This window comes from Peribacillus sp. P4_B1 (assembly GCF_056402395.1).
On record NZ_JBFUHM010000019.1, the window covers coordinates 40002 to 54347 of the forward strand.

Sequence of the window (14346 nt, forward strand, 5' to 3'; positions counted from 1 at the left end):
TATTAATGAACTATTTCCGTAAATGCAGGTAATGGATCTTCATACAGAGACCAATCCTGCTGCAGCTCTATTTCCGTCAATAAGCATTGATCTAATTCATTTTCGATTTCCTGTTGATTCATTTGAATGCCAATCAACACTAGTTCCGTCATCCGGTCTCCGTAAAGATCATCCCAGCGTTCCAATAATTCAGGTTCATCCTGCAGTATCTGCTGTTGTTCATCTCTAGGATAAGCAGCAATCCATTTACCTGCTCCCTCGATCATTAATGACGGTCCAGCCTGTGATAGCAGGCCCGCTGTATCATTTCTTGATGCCAACCAAAGGAAGCCTTTTGCCCGCACAACTTCCACCGGCCAACTTTCCAACCACGTCATCAGCCGCGATGGATGAAATGGTTTTTTCCTTCTGAAAACGAAGGAGGCAATCCCATATTCTTCGGTTTCTGGAATATGCTCTTCATTTAATTCCTTGATCCAACCCGCCCCTTGGCTTGCCTTTTCAAAATCAAACAGATGGGTGTTGATGACTTCTTTTAATGGCACCTGGGAATGATCCGTTTCTATAATCCGCGCATCCGGGTTTATTTTTTGAAGGACCCCATTTAACTCCCCTATATCTTCGGGCTTCATTAAATCCACTTTATTTAGAAGTATTACATTGGCGAACTCAATTTGATCAATCAATAGATCAACCACTTCCCTCTGATCGGCCTCATCCTTTGCCTGCATTCGATCAATAAGAGTTTCCCCTGAAGCGTAATCCTGCCAAAAGTTCTTCGCATCAACAACGGTGACCATCGTATCGAGCCGACAAAATTGTGATAAATCAATTCCCACGTTTTCATCAACATACGTGAAGGTTTGGGCGACCGGAACGGGCTCACTGATACCGGTCGATTCAATCACGATATAGTCGATATTACCTTGTGTGGACAGCTTTTCCACTTCAATCATTAAATCCTCACGAAGCGTACAGCATATGCAACCGTTCTGCATTTCCACCAACTTTTCATCTGTCCGGGTAAACCCTCCCTGTTTGACAAGGGAAGCATCAATATTGACCTCACTCATATCATTGACGATGACGGCAACCTTCAGATTCTCCCGATTTTCAAGGATATGATTCAGCAGTGTCGTTTTTCCCGCGCCAAGGTATCCACTCAAAACTGTAACAGGGATTTTCTTATTTCTCATTCACAAACACTCCTTAAACATTTCTGCTTTTTACCCACCCGCAAATCAAAATCATTACGATTTATTAGATAGAATTATTTTTTCGTTTAGTACTACCCCTTTATAATAAAACGTAATCATTACTATTTGCAAGTTTTTTTCAAAATTACCTCTCGAATATTTCCTGAACGAGTTTATCGCCATTGCTCCAAATACAGCAGCATGGGCACTCACGTAAAAAATTCATCTGTGCAGAAATTCCAAAAATACGCTCCATCGTTTTCGCCGGCCTTGACTGTATAAGTTATTTTATTATTAACGAATTGAATTAAAGTAAGTTTATAAAAATAAATAGAAGCCCAATCACACCTAACAACATGTGTAATGAACCTCCAGTGCGGCTTTATAATTTATTGTACTTCCATATAACAGCTGATTTTCAGCAACGTTTCATTATCCAATTCATTTTTCCTTTTTTAAGAAGAACCTTTAACGTATTACTTTGTTGCAAATCGAGCAACAAACTTTTTGGTTCATATGCTTATTCCGCCATTTCCCACTCTGAAGATTTTACTGTCTCTTGTTCAAAAGTTTCGATCTCTCTCTGTTTAGCCAGCTTAGAAGCTTGTGACACGGACCATGTTAAATTCCCAAAGGCAATCACTGTCCCGATCGAGATAACTAACACCTTTTTACAAAGTATTTTCTTCAATAGCAACCTCCTGAAAATGTATTGGATTACTTTAAATATAAACCAACACTGTTAACCTAACATTAAGCGACTGTAAATGTACGGAACTTATATTTGTACATAAGTTGTAAACTTTGTTTGCCCACAAAAAAAAGCTGATTGCATGCGCAGCCAGCTTTTTTTCCTTATTTATAGAACACTTTGTCGACGTTGTATTTAGCATGAAGTTTATTGATCATGTACGTTTCATAGATATCACGTTCCATAGCGTCTTCGACTATAAGAATGTCAATTTTCTTGACTTCATTACGATGCTCTTTAATCGGAGAAACATTATCCTCGAAATGCTTCTTGACCCTTTGTCTTAATTTACGAGCTTTTCCGACAAAAATCAGCTCATCATTTTCATTGTAAAACAAGATGATGCCGCCTTTATCACGGGGAATCAAATGAAAATCGATAAACCCGTAAATTTCAGGAATGACAGCTTCGTCTCCTTCTATAACTTGTTTTCTTTGTTTGATGCTTATATCCGCTGCAGGGATTTCAATTTTTATCATTACAATTCACGTCCTCTATTTGTATAAGGTGAAACTTTCTATCGGAATCAAAACTCCGGTAATGGATAAATTTCACGCCAGGCACACTTAAAGGTAAATGGTATCATAATTATGAATGAAAAGCCATGTATCCCTTTAATGGTTTAGATTCGATGTAGATTCAGCATTAAATATAAAGAAGAAGACTCGCTGAGAGCCTCCTTCTTTGTCGGAAATATCCTTACCACCTGTGAGCCTTTGCATTGCTTCTTAGTATAATGTTTGTTTGCGATTCTTGCGTATGGCCATTAACTTGAGATTTTGAACGCTTAGGTCTTGTCCAATTATGGTGAAACTTTTGAGAATGTGGATCTAATTGATCTTTATAGCTCATTCTGTGTCACCTCATCATTAGGATTTGGATATTCCGTTCAGTGATAGTAATCGCCATCACTTGTTCTAGTATTTTATTTTTCCAAGGCATTTATACATATTCTTTAAAAAGCGAATTCAGCTGACTTGCCTTTTGCAAGGACTTCCCCTTCTTCATCTACCGCATCACTTGTCATGAAGGATATGCCTTCTATGTTTCCATCACTTAGAATGAAACCAATGTTTCCATTTTTCGAACCATTTCCTTCTATTTCACCAGTAAGTTCTTCTAAGTAGATGTCATCTTCCCACGTCAGATGTTCCCCGCTGTCCGTTTCAAGAAATGCGACTGGGGAAAACTTGATTTTTTTATCCGAATTGTTTTTGATTTCCACGTTCACTTTTACGATATCGAAATCTTCATCATGAGTATAGCCATGAAAAAAATCAATCATGCTGTAATCCGGAGTGGCATGCATCACTTTCATGTCTTTGACTTCAACCTCAATCGGACCAACATTCAACGCTTCATTCACTTTTTTATAGGCTTTCAAAGTTAAGTCGCCCTTAGCATCGGAAACGTTTTGGCCGATTTGGTTCAATTTTAAATCATCAGGAAGCTGTGGATTCGGAACATAGACATCCTTTTTCACCAGTGGCCGTGCAACTTCCTCTGTTTTTTCTTTAGCTGTCGTTTCTTCTTTGAAAGCTGGTTGTGTATTAAGAGCACCAAATGTCGTTAATATCAGGGCACCAATCATCAGTCTGTTCATTGAATCCCTCCCTGAAGTATTTTTACTTCTTTAATAGATCAAAGATGATTTTGGCTTGATCCGTGTTATCGACCTGTCCTGCAAAACGTTCTTTATATGGTCCATATGCGTAGACCGGAACATCTTCACCTGTATGTCCCCCTGTAGTCCATGCAGTGTTGGTCCGATTGTCGAATATGGCTTCGATGGCATTATCGACGTTCGTCACATTTTTTGATTTGGCGGCTTCTGTTACCGTTTTGATTTCATCGTTAGTTAGTTTCAGTTCATTTTGATTAATATATTGCTTTAAAGTCTTTTCAACATCGGCCCCTTTGACGATGGCATCCGCCATGAAGTCAGGGGTGCGTTTGGCTGCCTTGATCGGTTCACCATACCAATTATATATTCCTTTAGCCCCGATCGAGAATCCTCCTGTAGAGTGATCGGCAGTGGCCACCACTAATGTATGTTTGTCTTTCTTCGCAAATTCGATGGCCGCTTTGTATGCTTTTTCAAAGTCTTCCATTTCACTCATTGCACCTACGATATCATTATCATGTCCGGCCCAATCGACCTGGCTTCCCTCGACCATAAGGAAGAATCCATCTTTGTCTTTATTCAAGCGCTGGATTGCCGAACTAGTCATGTCTGACAAAGAAGGCGTTTCACTTGGGCGGTCAATCATTTTCGGGAGTCCTTCAGAAGCGAATAAACCAAGGACCTGTTCATTTTTGTCCTTAAGCATTTGATTTTTATCAGTCACAAAACTGTACCCGTCTTTTTCGAAGGCTTTCGCCAAATTGACATCAGGCCGGACAAAATTGGACTTCCCACCGCCCAATAGGACGTCAATTTTATGTTTGCCCTTGATTAAGTCATTATAATAATCGTCTGCGATCGAATTCATGTTTTTCCGATTTTCATCATGGGCTCCAAAAGATGCTGGTGTAGCATGAGTGATTTCAGAAGTGGCAACCAATCCCGTCGCTTTTCCTTTTTCCTTTGCTGCTTCCAATACGGTTTTGACTTCAGATTTATCATTATCCACTGCAATTGCTGCGTTATAGGTCTTCACTCCGGAAGACATTGCCGTTGCTGCTGAGGCTGAATCCGTTATATTTTGTGCAGCGTCTTCAGGATAGGTCATCTGCTGGCCAACCAAGTATTTATCAAACTCAGTCTTTTCTGCCACCTTCGTACCAGGATTATCTTTTAAATACCGGTAAGCGGAAGTATAGGAAACACCCATGCCGTCACCGATAAGGAAAATCACGTTCTTGATTTCCGGTTCTTTTTTTTGCTTATCCTTTGCCGAAACACGATCCGCTGCGGACCATGATAAACTTCCAAATGCTAATGCAGAAGCGAATGTGATGGGCAAAACCTTTTTACTCCAATTATGAATCAAATGAATGACCTCCCTATAATTAATATCTAATTAAACTATAGGTGAAGAAGATGAATACAATGTCAAGGCTATGTAAAAATGCAGTAGAATTATTGTTAAGACAAGGTAAAGGCAGACATGTCACGGGATTGTATGCACTTTATGAGGTTGTTGGTGATTCAGGAAAATCATCAGTAGTGGGACCATTTTATATGGTTTAGAGGAGTGAAAAAAAATTGGTTAACACCAATGTGGTTAAGTGATCTTGAACAAAGTTCTTTTCATTCAACTTCTTCAATTCGGGGTGATTTGTTAGGGATTTGAAAGTGCTAAAAAAATTAATGAAAAAAAAGAAAATAAAGCATCCATTCAGGATGCTTCAGACTGTAGACAAACTCGCAGAAAGCGAGTTTGCCTTCAGTTTTTTTCTTTGAAAAACGTTCCAGTCATTTTCAGAAATCCGCTCCCTTACCGCCGACTGACTGAAGCGCTCCATTCAAAGAGCGCTTTTTTCACTATTATTTTTCTACAACTAAACATTCCAAAGCACGGGCCGCATTTACTCTCGCTACCTCGATTGAATCGGCAGATGACAGGGCTACACCGACCCTTCTCCCGGCCTTTGTAACCGGTTTTCCGAAAAGACGGACTTGTGTATTTGGTATAGCCAAGGCTTGTTCAACACCGACTATAGAATATTCCGATAACTCATCTTGCGCTTTTAATGGGCGGCTGGCACCTGGGTTGACCAGCGTGATTTCCGGGATGGGAAATCCTAGGATCGCTCGAACATGCAGGGCAAACTCCGACAAATTCTGAGTCACTAGTGTCACTAGCCCCGTATCATGCGGACGTGGGGAAACTTCACTGAAATAGACTTTATCCCCAGAGAGGAAAAGCTCAACACCGAATAAACCGTACCCTCCAAGTTCATCTGTAATGGCATGGGCAATTCTTTTCGCTTCCACTATTTGCGCTTCTGTCATATTATGCGGCTGCCAGGATTCAATATAATCCCCGCCCTGCTGAATGTGGCCGATGGGAGCACAAAACATGGTACCGTTTACGGCCCGGACAGTAAGCAGCGTGATTTCCGAATCAAAACGGATAAATTCTTCAATGATCACCCGTCCATTTTGAACACGGCCGCCTTCCATCGCGATTTTCCAGCACTCTTCCAGGTCACCTTCCGTTCGGCACACGCTTTGACCTTTCCCTGAAGAACTCATCAGCGGTTTTACGACATTCGGAAATCCAACTTCTTTGGCAGCTTGGGCAAATTCTTCATAAGTATCAGCGAATTTGTAGGCTGCCGTCGGAATCTCCAAGGTTTCAGAAGCCAACCTCCTGATTCCTTCACGATCCATAGTCAATTTAGCTGCTCTTGCCGTCGGAATGACATGAAAGCCTTCCTCTTCCAATTTGACTAATTCAGATGTAGCAATGGCTTCGATTTCCGGTACAATCAAATCGGGTTGTTCTTTTTCTACAATTCCCCTTAGTTGTTCCGCGTCAAGCATATCGATCACATAACTGCGATGGGCGACTTGCATGGCAGGGGCTAGTTCATAGCGGTCTACTGCAACGGTCTCCACACCAAGGCGCTGTGCTTCAAGTATGACTTCTTTCCCCAATTCACCGGAGCCCAATAATAAAATCTTTTTGGATTTATACATTCAGTCTCTCCTCCTCAATACCTTAAAATCATTATATACGAACTATAAACGAATAAAAATAAATATTTATTCGTATTTTCATTAAAAATCACACAAAAAACATGAAATGACTACAGTTCATTTAAGTTTTTTAAAAATAACTTGAAAACTAGGAATAATAAGTTTTATGTAGTTTTCCGGAAAGGTATATACACCGGAGTCTCCCTATTCAACATGAATAGATGGTCTTTTCATGTTTATCAATGAGGGAGGAAATACCCTATGCAAAAGGATTCGATAAGGCCCTTTCCCCTCTGTTGATTGGGGGACATAGATGCACATGTCGAAATTTGTACTACGATTCATTTTGAAAATGTAAGCGCTTTCTATTATAATGGAATTAGGTTGGATGGCATGCGTGGCCGTCAAAGTATATGGCGTAGGTGGGGCCAATACTAGCGCTAAGGAAGTCAAACTTCTTTACCGTAAAACTATCAGGATTCTTTTTGGTAGGGGCTGCAATATTACTCGGACGAGTACTGGAGAACGTCCGTTACTTTTTAGGCTAAAAAGCGAGTTAATCATGCAATCGATAAGTAAAGCATAACTTTACTTATTTTTTGCAGCAGCCCTCATCGTCTCAAGTCTAATAGTTTATAAGACTAAAAAGCTCTTCCCCATGGAAACGGAGTCGAGCTTTTTCAATTGGTCAAAATTCACATATATACCCCTGCTAAGAAAATCCCTAGCGACTTTTGATAAATCTCATCGAATTGTGATATAGGAAGGGGATTGGTTCCTTTGCCAAGCTCCACGGTAAACCCTGGCCTTCGCCAATCCTGAATGTACCAATCCTTATACCCTGCGTAACTATTGGCGGATTTGACTGGTTCATATCCACTGACCCTCGCAAACTCATTGACTATCGTTTCGGACTCGGGCGGTTCCATATCTTCAAACCCCCAATAAATGACCTCTCCTTGGGTATGGAAAGCAAGAACTCTGTTAAAATCACGTTTTCTTGTCAACTCTGCCATTGCAATAGCTTCAGGCTGTGTAAGCGGCCCTTCCCCGGAATAATTTGCCGGACCTGGCTTTGTTACATTATTGCGAGCTTGTTCCAATTCCCATTTGGCAGGAAATTGATCATTCAGATCCACCCCATTAATATTGGCTTTCCAGCCAGAAAAGTCTTCGCTTCCATTATTCCATTCCACGAGCCGTCCTCTCAATGTCTCATCGGCAGGTGCGCCTTTTAAAACCAAATCCACTCCATCCGGATTCACCATTGGAACGATCGACAGCATCGTCTGTTGATAAAAAGGCAACAGGGACATACCGCGGATGTCAGTCTGATTCGTGACCGACAGTAAATAATCATTTAAAAAGGTCATGATCACAGGCGTCGTAATCCACTCATTCGCATGAAAGGAACCATTATAGTGAACTCGTTTGCCACCATTCCCAATCATTACTTCGGGAATATTCTTTCCAAGCACCGAGTCCCCAATGGGGGAGGTTTTAATAAATGGGTAGATACTTTTCAAACGTCTTACATCGGTCACCATCGTCCCATAATCATATTCCTGGTTTCCTTGAATTAGCCTCCACGTAATCCTTAATGGCACAGAAATCGTCTGACCGACATGCAGGGCATTAGGGTTGAGTTTAGGATTAACGAGAAATATGGCATCCAGTGAAAGATTATGTGATTTGGCAATTGCCCATAATGAGTCCCCTCGCTTAATCTTATAGCCGGTCGTCGTAAAGCCAGGAACTTTGATTTGCTGTCCTATAATAAGCGCAAGCGGATCAATCCGACTATTGGAATCAATGATAAGTTGGTAATTCACCTTGAATAATTGGCTATAATACCACAAGGAATCATTCTGCCGAACAAAAACGTCCATACTGCACCTCCTCTTAACCAAATGTATGCTGATTCGGTTTAATTATTGCCAAAGCACCCGGACCTTTCTTCATTTATCGGGACTATAAGATTGTTGTAGATCACTCCTCAAAATGGCATCATCCAGAATTCGCTGATCCATGAACTCCAACGATGCCTTTTGATTATTTACTTCAGGCATTCGCCAAGCTTTCAAAAAGCTTACTATTTAAAATGGGGCATAACATTCACCTTCCTGATAAACAGGACATCCCGGAATAAAACAAAACAGGCACCCATTCATGAATGGGTGCCTGTTTGCATTTAACAGGTTAGAATTTCCATATTTTACACTTCTTGTGGTACGACCAAACCTAAACCTTCAGCTACGCGCGTTCCGTATTCTGGATCAGCTTTGTAAAAATGGCCGATTTGGCGAAGTTTAATTTCTTCCAATTCCACTGGTTTCATTGCGCCCACAATCGTTTCAACAAGACGGGTTTTCTCTTCCTCACTCAATAGACGGTATAAGTCACCTGCTTGAGTGTAGTGATCATCACTATTATGACCTACTTGTGCAGCTTTCCCTGTCACCTCAAAAGGAGTGACTTTATTTTCCGTTGATTCTGCAGGGCCGCCAAAACTATTTGGCTCATAATAAACGGATCCCTTGCCATTGTCATCTGCACGCATGAAGCCATCACGCTGATAGTTGTTCGCTTCTACTTTCGGACGGTTAACTGGAAGCTGGTTGTGATTCGAGCCCACACGGTAACGGTGTGCATCTCCATATGCGAATAGACGTCCTTGAAGCATCTTGTCTGGGGAAGCTTCAATTCCCGGTACGAATGTTCCCGGTGAGAACGTCGCTTGCTCCACTTCAGCAAAGTAATTTTCAGGATTTCTGTTCAATTCCATACGCCCAAGCTCGATTAGCGGATAATCTTTTTGAGACCATACCTTCGTTACATCAAATGGATCGAAACGGTAAGTATCCGCATCTTCCAAAGGCATGATCTGAACATATAACTTCCATGCAGGGAAGTCCCCTTTTTCAATGGCATTGAAAAGATCTTCCGTATGGTAATCAGGGTTTTCACCTGCTAGTTTTGCAGCTAGATTGACATCAAGATTTTTGATGCCCTGTTCTGTTTTGAAGTGGTATTTCACCCAAACGCCTTTCCCTTCATCATTCACCCATTTAAATGTGTGGCTTCCGAAACCATGTGTATGACGAAGTGTGGCAGGAATGCCTCGGTCGGACATCAGGATCGTTACTTGGTGTAAAGATTCTGGTGAATGTGACCAGAAGTCCCAAACTGCCGTCGGGTTTTTCAAATGTGTTCTAGGATCTCTTTTTTGTGTATGAATGAAGTCGGGGAATTTAATCGCATCCCGAATAAAGAATACAGGCGTATTATTACCGACGATATCGTAGTTTCCTTCTTCCGTGTAGAATTTAACAGCAAATCCACGTGGGTCACGGACTGTATCAGCAGAACCCAATTCACCGGCTACTGTAGAGAAACGGATAAAAAGATCTGTCTTCTTGCCAACACCATTGAAAAGTTTAGCTTTCGTATACTGAGAAAGGTCGTTCGTTACTTCAAAAGTACCGAATGCACCGGCACCTTTCGCGTGAACTACACGTTCAGGCACACGTTCACGATTAAAGTGGGCAAGTTTTTCCAACAAGTGTACATCTTGAATGAGTACAGGACCCCTTTCGCCGGCAGTGATTGAGTTTTGATTATCTCCAACTGGTGCTCCCCAGCTTGTAGTAAGGTTTTTCTTGTTTGTCATAATTGAACCACCTTTTCATTATTATTTATGTATATAATGATAAAGCTTCTCAGGAAAAAATCAATACTTATTTATAATAATTTTAATATAATAATCAATTCATTATTCTTTTCATTAATTTATAACTTTATATTTATCCAGCATATGGAAAATAGGCGAAGTATAAACACTGACGGTATAAAACATGTCCCCATAATGGAATTCCTAATAATGGTATACGACCTTCATATCCAATATTCCTTCATGACAAGTGATTTTATCATTTCTCCCACTAATGGGATAGTAATCGAGAATCGGAGCGGATATCCATTTATGCTTTCTTGAAATGATGCCACTGCACCTATTTCATTCTATTTATTTTATAACAAACCCGATGGTTCTCCCTGTGACTTTATTCACTTCATTAGCCTTTATTTACATAATGAAAAGAAGGATGCATGGAACTTAATTTTTCATCGCTTTTGTGAGTTGATTTAAACAGTCCTGATCCATTCCCAAGCAGCACTGAAACAAAGTGTCCATAAGAAGCCATCGCCCTTATTATGCTGGGGAAATTGTAAACATACTGGTTTGTGTTCGTATAGAAAATAAGATACTATTACGATAAAATGACCGTCCAATAAAAGTAAGGGTGATATAAATATATGAATGAGCGGAAACAGCACGTAGTAAAATATGCACACCAATTATTTATTGAAAAGGGTTATCAAGCAACATCCATTCAGGATATTTTAGATTATAGCGGCATTTCAAAAGGAACATTTTATAACTACTTTTCTTCTAAAAGCGAATTGCTTAAGGCAGTCTTCCTATCTACGCAAGAAAAATTCGAAAAAGAGCGGAATGAATTGCTAATTGGGCAAAACCTTTCAAATATTGAAATATTCATCAAACAATCTGAATTACAAATGCACTCCAATAAAAGTAATAAACTCTTTTCCTTATATGAAGAAGTAATGATTTCAAATGATACAGAACTTAAGAACTTCATTACACATGCTAAATTCCAGCATATACATTGGCTATCAAAACGGTTTCTGGATATTTTCGGTACTGAGAAAAAACCCTATATATTGGACTGTGCCATTCTTTACTCGGGGATGATGCATCAAACGATTCATTTTAATGCCCTGGCTAAAGAGCCCGAATTCAACCCTACTGAAATTATCCGTTATTGTGTGGACAGGATTAAAACCATCTTCGAAGATGTTAGCAAGTCAAACGCACAGCTTTTAGAACCCGATCTTATCAAGCAATGGCTGCCGGAGTGCTTCCATACACAGCAGGATTTTCATACAGCACTGCTGCACTCTGCAAATGATCTAAAAAAGATGATCTTGAAACTATGTCAAGATGATGAAGCAGAACGGGTAAAAAACTTAAAATTAATTCACTTTATCCAAGAGGAATTTTTACAAAGCAGCGATCCGCGAATCTTTCTCATCGAAAGTGCCCTTCTTTCCTTAAACACCAATCCAAAGCTGAAAAACACATTGGAATTAAGTGAATTTGAAAAGATCATTGCCAACAACTAAATAGAAAAAACGGCCCCAAAAATGGGGCTTCCTCTTATGGGGAATACAAATCCGTACCCTCTTTTTTTGTGACAATTCTGCAAACATTTAACTGAAATTGACGAAGTTTTAGTATAATGGACTTGTAGTATAGTGACTTCAGGAGGAGTTTTTCATGAACATAATAATGCGTTTTCTTATCAACGGGCTGGTATTGCTCGTTATTGACTGGCTTCTCGACTCCATCACGATTAAATCTTATGGCACAGCCCTGCTGGCGGTTTTTATATTATCAATCATGAACTTGCTGGTTAGACCCATTCTACAACTTATCACATTGCCGATCACCATCCTGACGTTCGGATTGTTTTCTTTCATTATCAATGCTTTCACATTCCAAATCACTTCCTATGTAGTCAGTGGCTTTGTCATACATTCTTTTTGGGGAGCTTTAATCGGATCATTGTTATTGAGTTTCATTCAGAGTCTTCTTATAAAAAAGAGTAAAAAAAACCGTCAGTGATGCTGACGGTTTTTAGTATCCATGCCATTTTCATAACAGCCTTCGATATTTCCCGGGCTATTTCCCCAAATTCCGCAGACCTTCACTGGCTGTATTCGCCCATCTTTGACAATTAACAAGGAATAACCGTACATACCGATTTATATGGAAATGGAACGAATCGATTTATGGAGGAATGACCTGTTCACAAAGCTAAACCAAGTTTTATGCTGCCCTTTATGCTCAGATTCCCCCTTGCACGAAATCATCGATGACCGTACAGGAATATCGAAAGGACGACTAAAGTCGCCCTTTGATGAGAGCTTATTCACTACATAGATTCACTTCTTTTCGTATTACTTTTTCCGCATCTTCAAATTCCGCATTAGTAAATCGGTAAATTTGCATTTACAAATCTATAAAAATAGATATAATGATTTATATGGAACCTACATTAATCTATAAAGCTTTATCAAACGATACACGTCGTCAAATTTTGCTATGGCTAAAAAATCCAGAGAAGTACTTTAATGAAAAGCCTTATTTTCAACAAGGTCTAAATTTTCAAGTTGGTGTATGTGTGGGAGATATTCAGGTTAAATCCGGGCTTGCCCAATCTGTCATCTCTAGTTATTTGTTAACCATGCAAAAAGCTGGTCTGTTGGAGTCTGAGCGAATCGGAAAGTGGACTTATTATCGTCGGAATGAAAAAACAATACATGAATTTTCCGAGTACATTCAAAAAGAACTATAAAATAAACGTAAAGGAGGYCATTCTTTTTTTGTTTTTACATATCTAGATATACAGATATTTAATTTTATGAATGATTTTAATCTGTATATAAATAAAGGAATATACAATAGGAATGGAGATTTTTATTAATGAAAACAGTTAACCCTTTGCTTATCATTATGTTGGCTCTAGGCGTATTCGGCATTATTACAACTGAAATGGGTATTGTGGGAGTCCTACCCCAGATCACTCAAAAATTTAATATAACAACTTCACAAGCAGGTTTACTTGTAAGTATATTTGCTTTAATTGTTGCCATTTCAGGTCCATTCTTGACCTTACTCGCTTCTGGAATTAATCGTAAAGTAATTCTATTAACCTCAGTATTTATGTTCACGATTTCAAATATTATGTATGCATGTACAACGAAATTTGATATCATGCTAGCTTTCCGTATACTGCCCGCCATTTTTCATCCTGTCTTTTTTTCGATAGCCCTTGTGACTGCAGCCAAAATTGTTCCTCCGGAAAAAAGTAACCAAGCAGTTACAAAGGTTTTTGCCGGAATTACTTTCGGATTTGCATTTGGTGTACCTTTAACTTCTTATTTCGCGGAAAAGTTTTCGTTAGAAACTGCTTTTCTATTTGGGGCTGTTGTAAATGCGATTGCTTTTGTAGGAATATTATTGTGGCTTCCTTCCATGCCTAATGAGGAAAAAATGTCTTATGGCAAGCAGCTTGGTATATTACGTAAACCGGGATTATGGTTAAACATCGCCGCCGTTATGTTTATCTTTGCAGCAATGTTCTCTGTATACAGCTACTTTGCCGAATATTTTGGACAATTAACACATATGAATGGTTCGTTGATTAGTGTAATGTTGATGGCGTTTGGTCTAGTCATGATTTTTGGGAATTTTTTATTTGGTGGATTCTTGCGAAAAAGCATAACTAAGACCGTTATAATGTTTCCCCTTCTATACATAGTAATTTATTTATTCGCTTATTATTTGGGCTCTTATTTAATTCCAATGATTCTAATGGTTTTCATTTGGGGAATAGTTCATTCTGGTGGTCTAATTGTCAGTCAAACATGGTTGACAACTGAAGCGAACGAAGCACCTGAATTCGGCAACAGCTTGTTTGTCTCATTTTCAAATCTTGGAATTACTATAGGGGTGTCTATTGGTGGTTGGTTTATTTCTCACTTAGGAATACATCAACTCATGTGGAGCGGAATAGTGTTTGCATTGCTAGCTTTCTTTTTGATCATGATAAAAATTAAAATTTTCAGTTCGAACGTAGAGGGAGTTAACGTAGCGTAGGTTCGTG

General features: G+C 39.5%; 16 protein-coding genes. 6 read left to right on the plus strand and 10 right to left on the minus strand.

The annotated features are described in order from the left end of the window. Nucleotides 1–2: 2 nt before the first annotated feature. The 6 genes from AC1DVK_RS13065 to AC1DVK_RS13090 all read right to left on the minus strand — a co-directional run bounded on the left by AC1DVK_RS13065 (nucleotide 3) and on the right by AC1DVK_RS13090 (nucleotide 4937). Nucleotides 3–1196, minus strand: a complete 1194-nt coding sequence (locus AC1DVK_RS13065) for a GTP-binding protein (RefSeq protein ID WP_477626637.1) — start codon at nucleotides 1194–1196, stop codon at nucleotides 3–5. A 520-nt stretch (nucleotides 1197–1716) separates the two neighbouring features. Next, nucleotides 1717–1887: a hypothetical protein gene (locus AC1DVK_RS13070; protein WP_176431796.1), complete on the minus strand. Its 171-nt coding sequence runs from the start codon at nucleotides 1885–1887 to the stop codon at nucleotides 1717–1719. Nucleotides 1888–2051: 164 nt separating this feature from the next. After that, on the minus strand, nucleotides 2052–2432 hold the full coding sequence (locus AC1DVK_RS13075) for a nucleotide excision repair endonuclease (RefSeq protein WP_176431821.1): 381 nt from the start codon (nucleotides 2430–2432) through the stop codon (nucleotides 2052–2054). A 214-nt stretch (nucleotides 2433–2646) separates the two neighbouring features. Beyond that, a complete protein-coding gene (locus AC1DVK_RS13080) occupies nucleotides 2647–2799 on the minus strand; it encodes a YpzG family protein (RefSeq protein ID WP_072272311.1) in 153 nt (50 codons plus the stop codon). A gap of 103 nt (nucleotides 2800–2902) precedes the next feature. Beyond that, nucleotides 2903–3550, minus strand: coding sequence for a DUF4352 domain-containing protein (locus AC1DVK_RS13085; RefSeq protein WP_477626638.1), 648 nt, complete (start codon nucleotides 3548–3550; stop codon nucleotides 2903–2905). Nucleotides 3551–3572: 22 nt separating this feature from the next. Beyond that, nucleotides 3573–4937 (minus strand): alkaline phosphatase, encoded by a 1365-nt coding sequence (locus AC1DVK_RS13090; RefSeq protein WP_477626660.1) that lies wholly within the window; start codon nucleotides 4935–4937, stop codon nucleotides 3573–3575. 53 nt (nucleotides 4938–4990) lie between these two features. Between AC1DVK_RS13090 and AC1DVK_RS13095 the strand changes: the two genes are divergently transcribed. Continuing rightward, nucleotides 4991–5140 (plus strand): hypothetical protein, encoded by a 150-nt coding sequence (locus AC1DVK_RS13095; protein WP_477626639.1) that lies wholly within the window; start codon nucleotides 4991–4993, stop codon nucleotides 5138–5140. A 297-nt stretch (nucleotides 5141–5437) separates the two neighbouring features. Here AC1DVK_RS13095 and purT read toward each other — a convergent pair whose 3' ends face one another. Then, nucleotides 5438–6595, minus strand: coding sequence for a phosphoribosylglycinamide formyltransferase 2 (purT, locus tag AC1DVK_RS13100; RefSeq protein WP_477626640.1), 1158 nt, complete (start codon nucleotides 6593–6595; stop codon nucleotides 5438–5440). Nucleotides 6596–6968: 373 nt separating this feature from the next. On the opposite strand from purT, the gene AC1DVK_RS13105 reads away from it, so the two are divergent. Continuing rightward, nucleotides 6969–7181, plus strand: coding sequence for a hypothetical protein (locus AC1DVK_RS13105; RefSeq protein ID WP_477626641.1), 213 nt, complete (start codon nucleotides 6969–6971; stop codon nucleotides 7179–7181). 109 nt (nucleotides 7182–7290) lie between these two features. Here the strand turns inward: AC1DVK_RS13105 and AC1DVK_RS13110 are convergent, their stop codons facing one another. The 3 genes from AC1DVK_RS13110 to katA all read right to left on the minus strand — a co-directional run bounded on the left by AC1DVK_RS13110 (nucleotide 7291) and on the right by katA (nucleotide 10265). Then, on the minus strand, nucleotides 7291–8484 hold the full coding sequence (locus AC1DVK_RS13110; protein WP_477626642.1) for a M14 family metallopeptidase: 1194 nt from the start codon (nucleotides 8482–8484) through the stop codon (nucleotides 7291–7293). Between the two features lie 69 nt (nucleotides 8485–8553). Continuing rightward, on the minus strand, nucleotides 8554–8679 hold the full coding sequence (locus tag AC1DVK_RS13115) for a hypothetical protein (RefSeq protein WP_477626643.1): 126 nt from the start codon (nucleotides 8677–8679) through the stop codon (nucleotides 8554–8556). A gap of 131 nt (nucleotides 8680–8810) precedes the next feature. Then, nucleotides 8811–10265: a catalase KatA gene (gene katA / locus AC1DVK_RS13120; protein WP_477626644.1), complete on the minus strand. Its 1455-nt coding sequence runs from the start codon at nucleotides 10263–10265 to the stop codon at nucleotides 8811–8813. Between the two features lie 644 nt (nucleotides 10266–10909). On the opposite strand from katA, the gene AC1DVK_RS13125 reads away from it, so the two are divergent. The 4 genes from AC1DVK_RS13125 to AC1DVK_RS13140 all read left to right on the plus strand — a co-directional run bounded on the left by AC1DVK_RS13125 (nucleotide 10910) and on the right by AC1DVK_RS13140 (nucleotide 14339). Next, nucleotides 10910–11800: a TetR/AcrR family transcriptional regulator gene (locus AC1DVK_RS13125; RefSeq protein ID WP_061465391.1), complete on the plus strand. Its 891-nt coding sequence runs from the start codon at nucleotides 10910–10912 to the stop codon at nucleotides 11798–11800. Nucleotides 11801–11954: 154 nt separating this feature from the next. Beyond that, entirely contained in the window at nucleotides 11955–12302 is a 348-nt protein-coding gene (locus AC1DVK_RS13130) for a phage holin family protein (RefSeq protein ID WP_061465392.1), read from the plus strand. Nucleotides 12303–12723: 421 nt separating this feature from the next. After that, complete coding sequence (locus AC1DVK_RS13135; protein ID WP_089362084.1) at nucleotides 12724–13035, plus strand: ArsR/SmtB family transcription factor; 312 nt, start codon at nucleotides 12724–12726, stop codon at nucleotides 13033–13035. Nucleotides 13036–13163: 128 nt separating this feature from the next. After that, nucleotides 13164–14339, plus strand: a complete 1176-nt coding sequence (locus AC1DVK_RS13140; protein ID WP_477626645.1) for an MFS transporter — start codon at nucleotides 13164–13166, stop codon at nucleotides 14337–14339. The last annotated feature ends 7 nt before the right edge of the window (nucleotides 14340–14346 follow it).